Genomic DNA, 18,898 nt, shown 5'->3' with positions numbered 1-18,898 from the left:
CGCCGACCTGCTCAGGGCGGGTCTCGATACGCTCCTTCGTCGCTCCTCGACCGGCGCGGTCGCGCGTTTCCGGACGGCGCTCCGCGCGTCCTCAACTCATCGAGATGACGACCTGCGGCGCCGGGCGATCAGGACGAACAGGAGGCCACCGCCGAGGAGCACGGCTCCGAGGGCGATCGGCACGCCGATCGCGAAGCCCGTGCTGGCGAGCGGGTCGTCGTCGCTCGTGGCCGGCGGCGGGTTCTCGCCCGACGGCGGGTTCCCAGTCGGGGGGTCGCCGGGCCGGGGAGTCGACGTGACCGTGCCGAGGTAGTGCGACCAGTCCTCATCGGTCACGACCGCACCGGCCACCGGGCCGCCGTCGACGTCAGTGGTCTCCGGGCCGGTGCCGACCACGGTGCCGAGGTTCGCGTACTGGCCGATGACGGCGGTGCCGGTGGCGACGCACGTGAACGACGCACCCGGCTCGAGCGGCCCGGCGACGACGTTGCTCCCGGTGCCGTCGCAGTCGATGCCCGAGGCATCCACCCGGTCATCGGTCACCGCCACGTCGGTGAGCGGCACGTTGCCGGTATTGGTGACGACGTACGTCCACTCCACATCGCCGCCGACGGTGATGCTCGGGCCGGTCGGCTCGTCCGCGTCCTCGCCGTTGGTGGCCTTCTCGATGTCGACGGCCGGGGCGACGCCGAAGTAGTGCGACGGGTCTTCGTCGGTCACCTCCTCACCGGCGACGGTCTCACCGTCGACATCGGTCGTCTCCGGGCCGATACCCGTCACGGTGCCGAGGTTCTCGTACTGCCCCGGCGTCGCCTCACCCGTCGCGACGCACGTGAACGACGCGCCCGGTGCGAGCGGCCCGGCAACGACGTTGCCACCCGTGCCGTCGCAGTCGATGTCGGCGGCGTCGACCTGGTCGTCGGTCACGGTGACGTCGGTGAGGTCGCTCGTGCCGGTGTTGGTGACCACGTACGTCCAGCGCACGTCGCCGCCCGCGGCGACGAGCGGGCCGGGCGACTCGTCGGCATCCTGGCCGTTCGTCGCCTTCTCGATGTCGACCGCGGGCTCGACGCCGAAGTAGTGCGACGGGTCATCGTCGGTGACGGTCTCCCCCGCGACGGTCTCGCCGTCGACATCCGTGGTCGCCGGACCGATCCCGGTCACCGAGCCGAGGTTCGCGTACTGTCCGACGATCGCCGTGCCGGTCGCCGTGCACTCGACGGACTCGCCCGGCTCGAGCTCGGCGACGACGTTGCCGTCGCCGCCCTCGCAGGTGATGTCGTCGGCGTCGACCAGGTCGTCGGTCACCGTCACGTCGGTCAGCACGACGTTGCCCGTGTTGGTGACGACGTAGGTCCAGCGCACCTCGCCGAACCGGTTCACGATGGGACCGGTGGGCTCGTCGGCGTCCTGGCCGTTCGTCGCCTTCTCGATGTCGATGGCGGGCTCGACGCCGAAGTAGTGCGACGGGTCGTCGTCGGTCACGGTCTCGCCCGCGACGGGCTCGCCGTCGACGTCGGTCGTCTCCGGGCCGATACCGGTCACGGTGCCGAGGTTCTCGTACTGCCCCGCGGTCGCCGTGCCGTTCGCGACGCACGTGAACGTGTCACCGGGAGCCACCGGACCGGCGATGATGTTGCTCCCGGTGCCGTCGCAGTCGATGCCCGAGGCATCCACCAGGTCGTCGGTCACCGTCACGTCCGTCAGCGGCACGTTGCCGGTGTTCGTGACGACGTAGGTCCACCGCACCCCGCCCCCGACGGTCACGTTCGGGCCGGTGGCCTCGTCCGCGTCCTGACCGTTGGTGGCCTTCTCGATGTCAACCGCGGGGGCGACGCCGAAGTAGTGCGACGGGTCCTCGTCGGTCACCTCCTCGCCGGCGACGGTCTCACCGTCGACATCGGTCGTCTCCGGGCCGATACCGGTCACGGTGCCGAGGTTCTCGTACTGCCCCGGCGTCGCCTCACCCGTCGCGACGCACGTGAACGACGCGCCCGGTGCGAGCGGCCCGGCAACGACGTTGCCACCCATGCCGTCGCAGTCGATGTCGGCCGCGTCCACCTGGTCATCGACGACCGTGACGTCCGTCAGCGGCACGTTGCCGGTGTTGGTGACCACATACGTCCAGCGCACCTCGCCGCCTGCGGCCACGACCGGGCCGGTGACCTCGTCCGCGTCCTGGCCGTTGGTCGCCTTCTCGATGTCGACCGCGGGCTCGACGCCGAAGTAGTGCGACGGGTCCTCATCTGTGACGGTCGGCCCGGCCACCGCGTTGCCGTCGACATCAGTCGTCTCCGGGCCGGTGCCCGTCACCGTGCCGAGGTTCGCGTACTGCCCGGGGCTCGCCTCACCCGACGCGACACAGGTGAACGTCTCGTCAGGGCCCAGCGGACCGGGCACGACGTTCGAACCGGTGCCGTCGCAGTCGATGTCGGCCGCGTCGACCTGGTCGTCGACGACCGTGACGTCCGTCAACGGCACGTTGCCCGTGTTCATGACCACGTACGTCCAGCGCACCTCGCCGCCGACCGTCACGAGCGGCCCCGTCGGCTCGTCGGCGTCCTCACCATTGGTCGACTTCTCGATGTCGACCGCCGGCGTCGCACCGAAGTAGTGCGACGGGTCATCGTCGGCGACCGGGGTACTGGTGGGGTCCAAGGCGGTGACGGAACCCAGGTTCTCGTACTGCCCCTCGGTCGCGGTGCCCTCAGCGACGCACGTGAACGACCCACCGGGCGCAAGCGGCCCGACCACGATGTTCGAGCCGGTGCCGCCGCAGTCGATCGCCGCGGCATCCACCCGGTCATCGGTGACGGTCACGTCCGCAAGATCCACCCCGCCCGTGTTCGTCACCACATAGGTCCACCGCACCACACCGCCCACCGCCACGTTCGGCCCCGTCGGCTGATCGGCATCCTGCCCGTTCGTCGACTTCTCGATATCGACCTCGGGCTCGGGCATCACAGCCAGATCGATCGTGAAGTTGCTGAACTCGTCGGGGATGAGGGGGTTGGTGAGACCCGCGACGTCGTCGCCGAGCGCCCCGTTCGCACCGGTCAGGAACCCGCGGGTGTCACGCACGTACGAGAGCGTGACCGGCGAGCTGCTGAGGCCCGTGGCTGCGGGATCGGCGGCGGCGGTGTTGTTGTTGTCGCCGCGCTCGTTCACGGCGTTGGCGGCGCTCGACCCGGCCGTGCGCACGACGGTGCCGGCGAGTGGGCCGCCCGGAGCGAACATCGAAGCCGGGATGTGCACCGTGTACGTGCCGGCCGGGACGGCCTCCGAGACCCAGCGGCCCGTCGCGTCGGTGACCTCGGTCGAGACGATCTCGCCGTCGGCGTCGAGGACCTGCACCGTCACGCCGGGAATGCCCTGCTCGCCGTCGTCGAAGCGCCCGTCGCCGTTCTCGTCGAGCCACACGAGGTCACCGACCGTGAATCCGGGCATGACGACGTACGGCTCGTTCGACAGGAGCGGCTGGTTCGGGAACGTGCCCGAGTAGATCTCGGCGCGGTTCACGTAGACGTTGTCGAGCTCGTTGCTCGTCGACACCATGGGAATCAGCGCGCGTACGCGCGTACCGGTGCCGAGTGCGGTGCTCGAGACGAAACGCACCGCGGTCACGTCGCCGATGTCGGCGATCTCGGCCGCGGTCTGCCACAGGCCGCCCGGTGCCGCGGGGTCGGCGTTCGCGGGGTTGCGCGGGTCGTGGTTGATGGTCGACGGGTTGGCGGTCGAGTAGTACCAGGTGCCGGGCACGTTGCCCGTGCCGCCGCGGACGTAGGTCGGCGCGGCGAGCGGGTCCGTCAGCTGCGAGAGGCCCTGGTAGTCGGACGCGTACTGGCCGCGCGCCGAGCCGGCGGCCGGATCGGCGTCGCCGTTCCAGGGCAGCACGTCGATGAGATCGGTCGGCAGGAAGGAGATGACCGTCGAGGTGTTCGCCCAGTCCACCGACCAGGTGTAGGTCTCGCCGTTCGCCACGAGCGCCTTGTCGACGTTCTTCACGAGCCCCAGCTGGCCCGACCCGGTCGCCGTGGTGGTCGCGGTCGCCGTCGGGGAGTTCTCGGAGTTGTCCGCCAGCGCCCGCACCTGGTTCACATAGGTGTCGCCGGGCTGCGCCACCGTCTCGAGCGTGGCGCACAGCTGCAGCGCGGTCGCCCCCGTGCGGATCCAGTAGTTGGCGGCCGTGGCCGTGACATCGCCGAGGATGAACGTGACCTCGCGGGTCGCCGCGTTGTAGCTCACGGTGACGCCCGCCGGAAGCCGGGATCGGGTGCACGTCGAGTTGTACGTGAGCCCCAGCGGAACGGTGTCGACGAGACGGATGTTCTCCATCACCGCGCCGACCTCGGCGTTGTTGAGACCCACGCTGAGGTTCCAGATCGCGTCCTGCCCGGGCAGGTAGGTCGCCTGGCCGACCGACTTCGCGACGATGAGCTGCATGCCCTGGTAGCGGACCTCCTTCTGCATCGTGGCCCACTGGTCACCGCGGGGACCCGCCGACCAGCCGCCGACGTTCGAGAGCCGGACGCCGGTGAGCAGCGGCTTGCCGGCATCGGGCCCGCCGTTGTACACGCCGCGCGCCTTGAGCATGGTGCGCAGCGTGAGGGCGAACGCGGCGTGCTGGACGTAGTCGGTGTCGATGGGGCGCATGCGCACCATGTTCACCTTGTTGCGCCAGTCGGACCCGAACTGCGCCGGGTCGGTCACCCAGGGGCCGTCGTACTCGCGACAGTCCGTCGCGTCGGCCACGAGCGACGTCCGGTCGACCGGGTACAGCCCGCCCGATGCGGGGCCGGCCTGCGTGTCGACCGCGTTCGACCCGACGGCGTACTCGATCACGTAGTCGCTCTGGGTGATGCCCGACGAGGTCGACCACCCGAGGCGATCGAGCTGGAACACCGACACGTCGAACGCGTCGCACACCGTGGGATTGTCGACCGGGAATCCGAGGGTGTCGGGCGCACCCGGCGCCTGCACGCCGTTGGGCGGACCGGTCGTGGCGCCGAGGAGGACGCGGTCGGCGCCGAGTTCGACGATCGACTGCACCTTCGTTCCCGCGGCGACCGTCGCGTTGTCGGCCCACTGGTTGCCCGCCTCGGTCGCGTACGACTTGCGACCGCTGAGCGGCAGGTTCGCGGTGAGCTGCCGCGAGACGTCACGCCACGCGAGTGACCCGTTCGCCTCGATCTGCGGCCATGCACCCGTGTTGTTCAGCAGCACCCCCTGCGGGATGTCCTCTCCCGCGTTGGGCCCGCCGTTGTACTGCCAGCGCGACTGCAGCGGCAGGTACAGCCCGAGGGTGAAGGGGCCGACCTCGACGTGGCCGGCGTTCACCGGCCTGGCCCGCACCATGTTGACCTCGTCGCGCCAGTCGGCTCCGAAGGTGGCGGCGGGGTCGGTGGTCCAGGGGCCCGGGTAGTCACGACAGGCCCGGGCATCGGTCACGTTCGCCGTGTTGTCGAGCCCGTTGCCGACCCCGGTCTGCGTATCGACGTCATTGGTGCCGACCGCGTACTCGATGACGTAGTCGTTGCGATCGAAGTTCGGGTTGGTCGGGTTCGCCTGCAGGTGCGGGTTCGGGTCGGCGCCGGTGACCGGGGTGAGCGGGTTGCCCGAGACGCGCCACACCGAGACGTCGAACACGTCGCACACCGTCGGGTCGGTCAGCGAGATGCGGTTGGTGCTCGCCGTCGTCCAGACGTGCGAGTTCACGACGTCGCCGAGCGAGAACTGGTTCCAAGCGGTCAACCCGCCGGCGAGCGATTCGTACTGCTTGTCGCCGCGCAGGGTGCCGCAGTCGCTGACGGTGCTGCGCACGTTGAACGTGCGGGTGACGACGTTGTTGCCGGTCGCGGTCGTGCCGTCCCACCCGGGTTCGAGTCCGGTGTTGTTGATGAGCCAGCCGCCGGCGGTCCAGCCGTCGGTGTCGGTCGCCTCGTTGCGCACCGAGATGGTGTCGTTCACGTTCGCACGGCACGGGTCGGGGATGGTCGGGGTCGGGACGAAGAAGAACGCCTGCCACGTGTTGGTCTTGGTGTTGTTGCCGTTCGCGTTCGGCGTGAAGCTCATGTCCCAGCCGTCTGTGGGCTGCACCCCGGTCTCGCATGTCGGGGTGCCCGTGTTGAAGTTTCCGGAGTGGCCCAGGCAGCCCGTGAGCACGGCACCCGGGTACTGCGGCATCACGTCCTTGAACGCGATGCGGTCGATGTTGCTGCTGAGGATGTTGCCGTTGGACTCGCTGACCGTGAACTGGTACGCCACGTTGAAGCCGGGCACCGCGGGGGTGGCGGGGTTGTTGTCGAGGTCACGTTCCTGGAACGACGGATTCCCCGTGTTGGTCTTCGACAGGTCCCACCGGGGCTCGGTGATGTTGAACTGGCGCGCCACGACGTTGTCGCCGCTCGCGGTCGTGCCGTCCCAGCCGGGCTCGTACCCCGGCCCGACACTGCCCGGAGGATCGTTGAGCTGTCCGCCGATCATGTGCCAGCCGTTGGTGTCCCGGATCTGGTTCTCCCACGAGACCGTTCCCGCCGGCGGCGTGTCGCCCGGCTGCCAGTCGGGGTCGACAGACCGGTATGCGTCGGCGGTGGGTACGAACACGCCGACGAGGATGCGGGTGTTCTCCTGCCGCGAGGTCGACGGCTTCGACGCCGTCATGTTCCATCCGGTCGTCCCGGCCGCCTGGTTGAGCGGGCAGGTGACGCTCCAGTCGGATACCGCGACGTCGTTGCCCGGAATCCTCGGCGAGCAGCTGAAGAGCACGGCGTTCGGGAACTTCGTCATCCGGTCGGTGAACGAGATCGGCCACTGCAGGTCGGATCCACCGATCGCACCCATGACGTTGATGAGATCGATCCAGTAGTAGTGGTCGAACCCGGGGGTGGCGACGCCGTTGACGGTGCGCGTGGCCCGGATCGGCCCGTTCTGCAGGAACTTCTTCGCCTCCCACTGCGCGGTGCCGGTCACCTGGACGACGGGGCCCGAGACGGTGTTCGACGGAGCGGCGTCGTCCTGACCCGCGTAGGCGCTGGCCGTGACCGACGCGAAGCCCGGGATCGGCGTGTCGTCGGCGAACCGGTACGCGAGCTGCACCGTGCCGACGTTCGACGACATCGACCCCAGGTTGCAGACCACGGTGATCGAGCCGTTCGCGTTCGTCGTCGCCGACGACGGCGGGTTCGCCCCGTTCACCGCCGCGAGGCATCCCGCAGGCAGCCCGTTGGTGCCGGGGCCGGCCAGCTGGAGCCGGGAGTCGGCGACATCGCTCGGGTCGTCGGGGTTCGAGACCGGGTTGATCGTCATCTCGATGACGACGTTCGGCACGCTGACCCCGGTGGGGAGGCCCGTCAGCGACACCGAGTAGTTCTGCAGCACCGTGTCGCCGACGCGCACGATGCAGTTGGCGGGCCCTGTGTCGAGTCCGGGGCCGTCCGTGGCGTCCCACGGGGGCGTGCCGGTCGTCGCGTACGTCTCGCAGGAGTTCGGAATCTGCAGCCGTTCGGTCTGCAGGGTCGCCAGCGGCTGCAGCCCCGCGTCCAGATTGGTCGCCTGCGTCGCGCCGGCGATCGTGATCGGACCGGTGATGCCGCGCTCGGGACTGCCCACCGCCGGCACGCCCGCACGGGTGAACACGTTCTGCCCCTGCGCGGTGGCGGGAAAGACGAACGGCCCCGGCGCGGTCGCCCGCACGTAGTAGCTCCCGTCGGCGACGTTCGCGAAACTGTACCTGCCGTTCGCGCCGGTGGTCGTCGTGCTGACCACGGGGCCGGTCGGCGACGACAGCAGCTCGACGGCGACCCCCGGTTTCACGGCCTCGTCGGGGGTTCGCACGCCGTCGCGATTCACGTCCGCCCACGCCAGCCCGCCCACGAGGCTGCCCGGGCCCGCGAACGCCGGCTGCGGTGCGACCAGCACCATCGCCAGCAGGCTGACGGACGTGATGAGCACCACGACCGGGCGAGGCCAGGAAGCCACCCACCGCTTCGTGCGCCGCGTGTCGACCGATGACATTCGGAACCCCCTCCGAGATGACGTTCGGATCCCCCTCCGAACCTTCGCACGGGCTTCGCGGGAAGCACCGGGCGCTCGTTCGCCGATCCTGCCGGTGGACGCTGCTCGCGACATCACGCGGTCTAGGTGAAAGACCGGCACGACCCCCGGCGAGGGGGGAGCCACTCCCCGCCGTGGGCGAGCCCCACCGCGGCCCGCGCACGTTCCCCCTGTGCGCGGGCCGCGGCCGAGGCATCCGTCGCGGGTATCGAGGCGGCGCGTCGCGCCCCCTCAACCCGCTGAACCCTCAGTCGCCCTTGACGTTCACGATCTGCCGCAGCGTGTGCCGCACCTTCACGAGCGGGGCCGCGTCGGCCATCACCCGGTCGATCGGCTTGTACGCCTGCGGGATCTCGTCGATGAACGCGTCGGTGTCGCGGAACTCGATGCCCACCATCGCCTCACGCAACTGCTCGTGCGTGAACGTCTTGCGGGCCTTCGACCGCGAGTACTCCCGGCCGGCGCCGTGCGGCGACGAGTTCAGCGACATCGTGTCGCCGAGCCCCTCGACGACGTACGAGGCGGTGCCCATCGAGCCCGGGATGAGCCCCGGCCGACCGACGTCGGCTTGGATGGCGCCCTTCCGCGACACCCACACCCGCTTGCCGAAGTGCTCCTCGCTCTCGGTGAAGTTGTGGTGGCAGTTGATGCGCTGCCGCTCCTCCACCGGGGTGCCCACCCACTCGGAGACCTGCCGGATGACCCGGTCCATCATCTCCTCACGGTTGAGCAGCGCGAAGTGCTGCGCCCACCTGAGCTCGGCGATGTACCGCGTGAACTCGGGCGAGCCCTCGACGAGGTAGGCCAGGTCGGGGTTCGGCAGCTCGATCCACCACTGCTTCGCGAGCCGCTGCGCGACCTTGATGTGGTGCTGCGCGATCTTGTTGCCCACGCCCCGGCTGCCCGAGTGCAGGAACAGCCACACCCGGTCGGCCTCGTCGAGCGACACCTCGATGAAGTGGTTGCCGCTGCCGAGCGTGCCGAGCTGCTCGCGCCAGTTGCCCGCGTACCGGGCCGGGTCGAAGCCCTTCGCCTCGGCGAGGGCCTCGAGCTCGGCGACGCGCGGCTCGGCGGTCGCGACGATCTTGCGGTTGTACTTGCCGGCCGAGAGCGGGATCGCGCGCTCGATCTGCTCCCGCACTTCCCTGCGGCCCTCGGGCAGGTCGGATGCCTCGAACTGCGTCTGCACCGCGATCATGCCGCAGCCGATGTCGACGCCGACGGCCGCGGGGATGATCGCACCGAGCGTCGGGATGACCGAGCCCACCGTGGCCCCGAGGCCGAGGTGCGCGTCGGGCATGAGCGCGAGGTGCGGGTAGATGAACGGCATCGTCGATGAGACGCGGGCCTGCTCGACGGTCAGCTCGTCGAGCAGGCTCGCCCACGAGACGAGCCGATCGGAGATCTTCTCCATGGTCCTTTCCTGTCTGGTTGAATCGCGTCGGCTCCGCGTTGCGGGGCCGACTTCGAGTTCCTCGGGCCCGAGGGTCTCGTCGCGCGCAGACAGAGAAACACCCCGGGCCTCGAGCGGCACGGGGTGACGGATTCGCGAGTGGTCGCGGGCGTCAGGGTGCCTGGTCGAGAAGCTGGTCGAGTTCACGGGTGAACCCGCGCTGGGCGGGCTGGTTCGCGGGCTCGACGAAGGCCGGCTTGTTCGTGCGCTGCAGATGCACGCCCATGGCCGCCTCCATTCCAGATTCCGGGGATGCCGCGCGGTCGGCGCGGCCTTGGCACACTAGCGGGGTTTCGGGGCAGGGGTCAACACCGGGTCGACGCCATGGCATCACCGCGCGACGGCGACGGTGCGCATCGGCAGCGTCGGAACGAGCACCTCGAGGTAGGCGACCGTGTCCTCCCAGCCGTTCACCGCATGACATTCGACGCCCATGGCGAGCACCGGGTAGTCATTGCCCTGCTCGTCGAGCCGGTCGCCGACGAAGAGCATGTCGCCGAGCGGGATTCCGGTCTGCTCGGCGAGCCGGGTCATGCCGTAGGCCTTGTCGATGCCGCGGTCGGTGATGTCGACGGAGGTCGACCCTCCCGAACGCACCTCGAGGTCGGGCAGCAGGGCTGCGGCGGCGCTGCGCAGGGCGTCCTTCTTCTCACCGGTCGGGTCCCACGCCGACTTCGCAGCGACGGGGGCCTGCTGCCCGAGCGCGGAGAACGTGATCTGCGAACCCCGGTCCTCAAGGATGTCGCCCCAGGTGCGTGTCTCCCACAACCCGAGCCGGCGCGCTTCGGCCTCGACGACGGCGAGCGCACGCGACTTCTGGTCGTCGGTGAGGGGATGCAGGTAGACCTCGGCGACCCCCTCGATGCCGACGCGGTAGTACTGGGTGCCGCAGGCGGGCAGGAGGTGGAAGTGCGAGAGCCGCTCAGCCCCGGCGTCGGGGAGCCGGTCGATCACCTGCGACCTGAACTGGCCGAGTTGCCCGCCGGAGATGATCGCGACCTCGACGCGGTCGGCGAGCTCGAGCAGGAGCTCGCCGATCGCGGGCTCGATCGCCGTCTTCGAGGGCGCGAGCGTGTCGTCCAGGTCGAAGGCGACGAGGCGCGGGGTCGGCATCGGGCGTCTCCTCAATCGTCGACGCCGGGCGTCTGGTCGGCGCGGTTCCGCGGCGGAGCCGTGCTCCCGCGGACCACGAACTCCACGGGCGGCAGTTCGACCGGCGCCGGCGCCTCACCCTCGACGATCGCGACCAGCGTCCGAGCGCAGGCACTGCCCCATTGGAACACGTCCTGACGCACCGTCGTCAGCGGTGGGATGACGTACGGCGCGAGCGGGATGTCGTCGAACCCGACGATGGACAGGTCACGGGGCACCCGCACACCGCGATCGATCGCGGCGGAGACGCCGGCGATCGCCATGATGTCGTTGGCGTAGATGATCGCCGTCGGCGACTGCGGATGGTCGAGGAGCTCGTGGGTCGCGCGCGCGCCCGACGCTCCGGTGAAGTCGCCGACGACGACCGGTCCGGGCTCGAGCCCCAGGAGCGTCATCTCGTCGGCCCACGCCTGACGGCGCACGCGCGAATGCACGTAGCGGTCGGACCCCGCGACGTGCGCGATCCGCTGGTGACCCAGGGCGTGGAGGTGACGCACTGCGCGTCGGACCCCGGCGGCGTCGTCGAGTCCGATCAGCGAGGGGTCGTCCTCGGCCGAGCCGAGCTGCACGCACGGCATGCCCAGCGCCTCGAGCGCGGCGGGGCGCCCGTCCTCGATGCGGAGATCGGTGAGGAACACGCCGTCGACGCGTGCCTCGTGGGCGAACCTCGAGTAGGCGTCGCGCTCCGCCTGCTCGCTCTCCACCACTTGCAGCACGAGGGCGTAGCCCACGGTCGAGAGCGTGCTCTCGACGCCGGCGACGAACTGCGGGAAGAACGGGTCGGTGCTCAGCAGCTCGGGTTCGCGCCGGATGACGAGGCCGAGCGCCTGAGCGCGGCTCCTGGAGAGCGCACGCGCCCTGGCGTCCGGCCGCCAATCCAGCTCCCTGGCCGCCTCCAGGATCCGCTCCCTCGCGGTGTCTCCCACCCCCGGGCGCCCGTTGAACACGAAGGAGACCGCACTCTTCGACACGCCCGCCCGCGCGGCCACGTCGCCGATCGTGACCTTGCGATCCCGCTGCCCGTTCCTGATGCCGGAAGCGGCCGAGCCGCTCGGGCTCCCCTCGTCGGTGGGTGTGACGTCCATGCTCCGAAGCATAGCGGGTGTTTAGCGCGTTTTAGCTCACCCTCGATCACGGAATCTCCCAGAATACCGGCGAAGCGCAGAGATCCGAACCGCGCTGCCCGGGAGAGTTGACCGATGTCACCAAAACCGGTTTACTAGGGACTCGTCACCGATGGCCGGACTCCTCGCAGAGGTCGCCGACCATCGGTCGTACCGAAGTGAGGAGCATCGCGATGGGCAGTGCCGCGCCAGCGCATCATCCGGGCAGCGCCCACCCTCGCCGCAGCGGCGGTGCCCTCCGCCGCTGGCTCGGCGAGAATCCCCTCGGCATCCTGCTGAGCGCGCCGTACGCGATCTTCGTGATCGTGGTCTTCCTGATCCCGTTCGGGTTCGGGGTCTGGATGTCGTTCCACGACTTCTACTTCACGGCTCCCGGCGTCGAAGTCCCGCATCCGTTCGTCGGGTTCGACAACTTCGCGACGGTCATCAACGATCCCGCGGTGCAGCAGGCGTTCGGCAACCTGCTGATCTTCCTCGTCATCAACGTGCCGCTCACCGTGGTCCTCGGCCTGCTGCTCGCCTCAGGGCTGGATGCCGCGGTGCACTGGCGCGGGTTCTTCCGCGTCTCGTACTACGTCCCGTACATCACGGCATCAGTCGCGACGCTCGCCGTCTGGATCTTCCTGTTCAACAGCAACGGCGTCGTGAACTCGCTGCTCGGCCCGCTCGCTCCCGAACCCTCGTGGCTCGCGAATCCGACGCTGATCATGCCGCTCATCGCGCTGTACGTCACCTGGAAGAACCTCGGCTTCTACATCCTCCTTTACCTCGCCGCGCTCCAGAACGTGCCGAGCGAGCTGCACGAGGCGGCGCAGCTCGACGGCGCCGGACGATGGCAGCGCTTCCGCTCGGTGACGCTGCCTGCGGTTCGCCCCGTGACCTCGCTCGTCGTGCTGCTGTCGATCATCACCACCGCGCAGATCTTCACCGAGCCCTACCTCCTCACGGGCGGCGGTCCCAACGGCGCATCCATGACGCCCGCGCTGCTCATGTACCAGCTGGGCATCCAGCAGGGGAAGCCCGACATCGCCGCCGCGATCGGGATGATCCTCGTCATCGCCGTGCTGATCGTCTCGCTCATCTCACGACGCATCACGGAGGGCAAGGACCGATGACCGCATCGACCCCGAGAGCCGAGCGCCCCGCCCACCGAGGCCGCGTGGTCGGAGTGCTCCGCTTCGCGCTGCTGCTCGTCGGCGCGCTCCTCGCCCTCGTGCCGTTCTACTACATGGTGATCGGCGCGCTGCAGCGCGAGCGCGACACGAGCCCGCTGGGGCTGCTGCCCCTGCCCGGCAACCTCACGCTGAACAACTTCATCGAGATCAACGAGTCGGTCGATCTCGTCGGGTCGCTCATGAACTCGCTCATCTTCACGATCGGGGTCGTCGGCTGCACCCTCGTGTTCGGGCTGCTCGTCGGATACGCCCTCGCGGTGCTCTCGTTCCGCGGTCGAGGGGTCGTGTTCGCGCTCGTGCTCCTCGTGCAGACGATCCCGTTCCAGCTCCTCATGATCCCGCTGTACGTCATGGTCGTGCGGTACTTCGGCCTCGCCGACAGCTTCATCGGCATGATCCTGCCGTTCGCGATCAACTCCGTCGCGGTGCTGATCTTCCGGCAGTACTTCCTGCAGATCCCCCGCGACGTCTTCGACGCGGCGCGGATCGACGGCGCGAGCGAGCTGCGCATCCTGGTCTCCATCGCGGTGCCGCTCGTGCGTCCGGCCGTGCTCACGGCGATGCTCGTGACCTTCATCGGCCCCTGGAACGAGTTCCTCTGGCCGTTCCTGGTGACCAAGGATGCCTCGAAGCAGACCCTCGCCGTCAGCCTGGCGAACTTCTCACAGACCAACGGAGCGTTCCTCGACAACCCCATGGGCGCCGTGCTCGCCGGTGCCTGCGTGCTCGCGGTGCCGGTCGTCGTGCTCTTCCTCCTGTTCCAGCGGAACTTCACCTCTGCGAACCTCGGCTCCGCCATCAAGGGCTGAGCCGACGACTCCGACACCCTCCAAGGCAAGGTAATGACCCGACTCCACGACCAGACACGAACGACCGCAGTCCCCTACGCACTCCGTCGCCTCGGAACGATCATGTCCGCGGACCCGGGCGACCCGCTCGAGGCAGAGGGCGTACTCAACCCGGGCACGGCCTGGGGCGCCGACGGCGAGCTCTACCTCTACCCGCGCGTCGTCGCCGCCGGCAACGTCTCGCGCATCGCCCGAGCCCGGGTCACGATCGTCGACGGGGTCCCCGTCGGCGTCGAGCGGCTCGGCATCGTGCTCTCACCGGATGAGCGGTGGGAGCACGGCCGGCGGAACGCCGGGGTCGAGGACCCGAGGATCACGTTCCTGGAGCCCATCGGCCTGCACGTGATGACGTACATCGCCTATGGTCCGCTCGGGCCGAAGCCCGCGCTGGCGATCTCCAGCGACACGATCGAGTGGCGACGGCTCGGGCCGATCCACTTCGAGTACCAGCCCGAGCTCGAGACGGATCTCAATCTCTTCCCGAACAAGGACATCGTGTTCTTCCCCGAGCTCGTCACGGCGCCCGACGGACGTCAGAGCCTCGCACTGCTGCACCGACCGATGTGGGACCTCGACTGGCTTCGTCCGGGTGAGGGTGCACGCACGCCCGCGGGCATCGACGACGACCGCCCCTCGATCTGGATCGGCTACGTCGACCTCGAAGCCGTGCAGCGCGACCCCGCGGCGCTCACCCGGGTGCTCGGCTCGTCGATGATCGCCGCTCCCGAGATGGCGTACGAGACCGCGAAGATCGGTGCCGGCCCTTCTCCGCTGCGCGTGCCCGAGGGCTGGCTGCTGCTGCACCACGGGGTGTCGGGGGCGACGCCCAAGGGCTTCGAGCTCGCCCATGGATCGCGGTACTCGGCCGGCGCCATGCTGCTCGACGCTGCGGACCCACGGTGCGTCATCGCCCGTTCCGCCGAACCGCTGCTCGAACCGGAGACCTCTGAGGAGCTGCACGGCACGCTCGGCAACGTCGTCTTCCCCACCGCGATCGAGCAGATCGGCGACCGCCGCTTCGTCTTCTACGGAATGGCGGACTCGTCGATCGGCGTCGCGGAGCTGACCCGCCTGGAGTGAGCGGCGAAACCCGCAGGATGCAGCGCCCGGGACTCGAGTCCCGGGCGCTGCATCGTTCGGCGGGCCCGTCGCTCCCGAGCCCTCGTGCCGCGGTCATACGGGATCCGGCACGACGAGACCCCGATCCAGCACCTGGATCGGGGTCCGTCGTTCACGGGGCGGTCGGGGGCCGCGTCACCGCCTCATCGCCCGTCGAGGCCGCCGACTGCGGCTTCGAGATCGGCCGTGGCGCGGTCGACCTGCGCCTGCGTCGAGGAGGTCGCGGCGAGGATCGCCTTCGCCGCTTCGAGTGCGCGCACCATCGTCGCCCAGGTCGGCGCGGTGTACTCGCGGCTGTCGAGCGCGTCGGCGGCGTCGACCTGCTCGACGAGGGCCGCCCGGTCGGCCGTGACGGTCACGTCGCACCACGCCAGCTCGTCGCCACCCGAGTGACGAAGCAGTACCCGGGTGGCGCCCGGCTCGTGCGTCTCGATGCCGACCTCGACCCGGCCGTCATCGCCGAGGCGCGGCGTCTCGGAGATCGTCACGACCGAGGCATCCACCGGTTCGGCGGTGAAGGCGTCCTGCTGATCGACCGGCGACACCACACCGGCGAGCACGGCCGTGCCGTCGCGTTCGGCGACGAGCGCCTCGGCGCAGTCGAACGTGTAGCCGCCGTAGAGTTCGAGCTCCCAGATGTTGAGCCCGTACTGCGTGGCCGGCAGCCCGGCCACGCGGACGTAGCGGACATCGGCGGGACCGAAGTCGTGGACGTGCTTCAGCGAGGGCTGCACCGACGTCACCCGCGCGAGCTCGGCCCACTCGACGCCATCGACCGAACCCTCGACGCGGTAGTCGTTCGAGGTGCCCGCCTCCCAGTTGACGACCGCCCGGGTCACGGACCGGGAGCTGCCGAGATCGACCTGCAGCCAGTGCTCGGCGCGCTGCCGAGCCGACGACCACTTCGTCCCGAGCGATCCGTCGGTCGCCTTGGAGGCGACGATCGTCGGGTTGTCGTTGTAGACGCTGTCGGCGGTGGCGGGTCGGTTCAGGGCGAGGTTCTCAGGGCCGCCCGGCACGCTCGGGGCGTCGACGACGGCTCGATCGGCGAAGATCTCGAACTCCCAGAGCGACGGCCCGTAGTTGAGGGCCCGCTTCACGGTCTGCATCCGAACGTAGCGCGCGGTCTCGCCGTCGAGCGCGATCACGTCGACGCCGCCGTCACTGCCCGCGCCGGGCGTCGTGTACGCGTCGCGCCACGTGGCGCCGTCGTCGGACAGCTGGATCCTGTACGACTTCGCGTAGGCGGCCTCCCACCTGAGCCGGACCGCGCCGACGGCCTGAGAACTGCCGAGGTCGACCTGCGCCCATGCGGTGTCGGAGTTGTTGCCCCGCCAGCGCGTGGTCGGATCGCCGTCGGCCAGCGTGTACACGAGGTTGTAGCCCGAGTAGCCCGATGCCCGCGTCGCACGGTCGATGGCGAGGTTGACGCCGCGGTCGACCTGCAGGTCACGGATCGCGAACGTTCCGCCCTCGCCGTCGAGCATCAGCACGCGAACGTGCGTCGCCGGCGTCGGTTCGACGGCTACGTCGGTGACGCCGCCCGTGCCGTCGGTGACATGCGTGCGATCGGTCCACGAGACGCCGTCCTGCGACGTCTGGATCAGGAAGTCGCTCGCGAACGCGTCGGCCCAGTCGATCGTGACCCCGGTGACCCAGGAGCCGCGCTCGAGCCGGCTGTCGACCCAGGTCAGGTCCTCCCTGCGCGAGGCCCAGACCGTGCTCGGGTCGTCGTCGCCGAGTGAGGCGACGCGACGGCCGGGTGCGGTGCTGCTGGCCGTGAAATCGGAGGGGGGGCTCAGCCGGCCCTTGTCGAGTGCCGCGGTCACCGTCTTGCCCGTGTTCTCGCCGGAGCCGAGGCCGAAGACACCGCTCCAGTCCTTGCCCTTCCCGGTGATGGTGAGTGCGACCGTGAGTCCGGGGCGGTCGGGGTTGGCGATGCTCACCACGGGCGTCTTGCCGCGTTCGTCGAGCATGACGACGCTCGGCTGGTCGACGGTCAGGGTGCGGCCGTCTCCGAGCTCGACGGAGCCGGCGCGGTAGAAGGCGGCCATCGTCAGGCGCAGCTCGTCGTGCCGCACCGCCTGCACCTCGGTGTCGTTGCGCAGCGTCCGTACGGCGGGCCGCTCGGCGTACGCCTCGACCTCGCCAGGCTCGGCGGCGGGCAGCACCGTGTAGTCGTAGGTCGCGGCGGTCGGCTTGGTGCCGTGGTCGACGAACAGCGTGAACGCGTCGCGACTGACCGGGTCCTCGCCCTCCCAGCTCCCGCTCTGCGTCGTGTTCGACACCTTCACGTCCTGGTCGGCGGCGAAGACGTACCCGACCTCGTCGTTGTACGCCCACGTCGCACCCGAGACGCTCACGGCCTCGGTGCCCGGGTCGACCGCCTTCCCGCCGACCGTGGCGTTCGCCTTGGCGACCGCCTGGTTCAGGGTCGTGTGCACCGGCGCGGCACTCGTCGAACGGATGCCGGCGCCCAGGGCGACCAGCTCGTCGTCGAAGGTGAAGTAGCTCTTCTGCGCGTTCGTTCCGGCGGTGTCGAGCGTGAGCACGCTCGCGCCGAACTCACCGTTCGAGACGCCGCCCGTGAAGCTCGCCCCGTCGCCGTTGCGTCCACGGTTCTCGAAGCCGCGCTCGGTGCGCTTCTCGTCGGGTGCGGTCACTCCCGGGTAGTGCCACCAGTCGAACGTCGGACCGAGGTCGAGGTACTCCCGGTTGTTCACCTGGATCGCGGTCGAGCCCATGGCGTTCCAGTACACGGGGTTCCCGAGTTCATCGCGATAGCCGGTCCGCAGCTCGGCACCGAAGGTGCGCGACGAGTTCAGGCGGGTGAAGATGCCGTAGTCCGCCCTGAGGTGCGAGCTGAACTCCGAACGCCAGAAGTACTTGTCGCCGGTGACGCCGTTGGTGCGGGTCTCGCCGGTGATGCCGTCGAGCAGGGCCGCGTACTCGGTCGAGTAGAGGGCATCGGTGCGCACCATCCGCTGCAGCGGCTCGATGAACTCGGACGCGTGGCTGGTGACGCCTTGGATCGTCTTCGGCGGCCGGTAGTCGAGGTACAGCATCCCGATCTCGCCGCGGATGAGCCAGCGGGTGCCGTTGATGATGTAGAACGCGATCGAGTCCAGCTGGTCACGGGAGAAGGCGAGCGAGGTCCCGCGCGCCACGTCGGCCCAGAGCGCCGCGTAGGTGAAGAGCACCATGCCGTAGCCCTCGCTGTACAGCTGCGCGCCGTGCGCCCAGAAGCTCCCGTCGGGCTGGACCGCCTCCTTCACCGTGCCCGAGTGGTCGACGGCGATCGTCGCCACGATGGTCGAGAAACCTTCTGCGACCTTCTCGAGGTCATGGGTGGCGAGCGCCTCGAAGAGGTAGTTCGAGGTGCGCCAGGCGCCGTTTGCCCCGACGGGATCGAGCTTGCCCGTGTTGTGCTCGAGGCTCACGTCGAAGGCCGCGTCGTCGAGCTCGTCGCCGAGGAACATCGAGATCCGGCCCATCGCGATCGACTCGCCGATCTCGGTCTCCCACCAGTTCTGGTTGCCGGGGTCGACGCGATCCCACTGCAGCAGCGCGCGCCCGACGGCGTCGACGAGCCGCCGGTCTCCATGGCCCTCGGCCTGCGGATCGCGGTACGCCTGCGTCATCGCGAGCATGCGGTAGAGCGCGATGTACGGGGACCAGACCGAACCGTTGGCCGAGCTCGTCCGGTCGGCGTAGTCGACATCCGACCACGACCCGTCCTCGTTCTGGGACGCGACGTAGTCCATCGCCTCGGAGGTGCGCGCCAGGTAGATGCCGTTGGCGATGATGATCTCGTCGCCCTGTTCGAGGTAGTACTCCTCGAGGCGCGACACGACCGTCGCGACGTCGTCGTCGGCCGCGGCGGCCGGCGCCGCGACGAGTCCGGTGGCGCCGATCACGGCGGCGACCGTGATGGCGATCGATGTGGTGAAGCGTCGCATGGCGGGGCTCCTTTGC

General features: G+C 69.7%; 8 protein-coding genes. 3 read left to right on the top strand and 5 right to left on the bottom strand.

The genetic code is table 11. The annotated features are described in order from the left end of the window. Nucleotides 1-96: 96 nt before the first annotated feature. The 4 genes from ACWGPE_RS02330 to ACWGPE_RS02315 form a co-directional block, all read right to left on the bottom strand. Nucleotides 97-7,977, bottom strand: coding sequence for a DUF7507 domain-containing protein (locus ACWGPE_RS02330; protein WP_452048028.1), 7,881 nt, complete (start codon nt 7,975-7,977; stop codon nt 97-99). A 322-nt stretch (nt 7,978-8,299) separates the two neighbouring features. Further along, nucleotides 8,300-9,466: an RtcB family protein gene (locus ACWGPE_RS02325; RefSeq protein WP_231429883.1), complete on the bottom strand. Its 1,167-nt coding sequence runs from the start codon at nt 9,464-9,466 to the stop codon at nt 8,300-8,302. 369 nt (nt 9,467-9,835) lie between these two features. Beyond that, complete coding sequence (locus ACWGPE_RS02320) at nt 9,836-10,618, bottom strand: HAD-IIB family hydrolase (RefSeq protein WP_231429882.1); 783 nt, start codon at nt 10,616-10,618, stop codon at nt 9,836-9,838. Between the two features lie 11 nt (nt 10,619-10,629). Beyond that, nucleotides 10,630-11,742 (bottom strand): LacI family DNA-binding transcriptional regulator, encoded by a 1,113-nt coding sequence (locus ACWGPE_RS02315; protein ID WP_231429881.1) that lies wholly within the window; start codon nt 11,740-11,742, stop codon nt 10,630-10,632. Between the two features lie 212 nt (nt 11,743-11,954). Between ACWGPE_RS02315 and ACWGPE_RS02310 the strand changes: the two genes are divergently transcribed. The 3 genes from ACWGPE_RS02310 to ACWGPE_RS02300 all read left to right on the top strand — a co-directional run bounded on the left by ACWGPE_RS02310 (nt 11,955) and on the right by ACWGPE_RS02300 (nt 14,884). Further along, nucleotides 11,955-12,896 (top strand): carbohydrate ABC transporter permease, encoded by a 942-nt coding sequence (locus tag ACWGPE_RS02310; RefSeq protein WP_452048027.1) that lies wholly within the window; start codon nt 11,955-11,957, stop codon nt 12,894-12,896. Continuing rightward, a complete protein-coding gene (locus ACWGPE_RS02305; protein ID WP_231429879.1) occupies nt 12,893-13,765 on the top strand; it encodes a carbohydrate ABC transporter permease in 873 nt (290 codons plus the stop codon). Before ACWGPE_RS02310 ends, ACWGPE_RS02305 begins: the two co-directional genes overlap by 4 nt. 102 nt (nt 13,766-13,867) lie before the next feature. Next, nucleotides 13,868-14,884: a glycoside hydrolase family 130 protein gene (locus ACWGPE_RS02300; RefSeq protein WP_452048026.1), complete on the top strand. Its 1,017-nt coding sequence runs from the start codon at nt 13,868-13,870 to the stop codon at nt 14,882-14,884. Between the two features lie 182 nt (nt 14,885-15,066). Here ACWGPE_RS02300 and ACWGPE_RS02295 read toward each other — a convergent pair whose 3' ends face one another. Beyond that, nucleotides 15,067-18,882: a polysaccharide lyase family 8 super-sandwich domain-containing protein gene (locus ACWGPE_RS02295; protein WP_452048025.1), complete on the bottom strand. Its 3,816-nt coding sequence runs from the start codon at nt 18,880-18,882 to the stop codon at nt 15,067-15,069. Between the last annotated feature and the right edge of the window lie 16 nt (nt 18,883-18,898).

Source organism: Agromyces sp. NPDC055658 (assembly GCF_053618155.1).
This window is presented reverse-complemented; position numbering and strand designations above follow the sequence as displayed.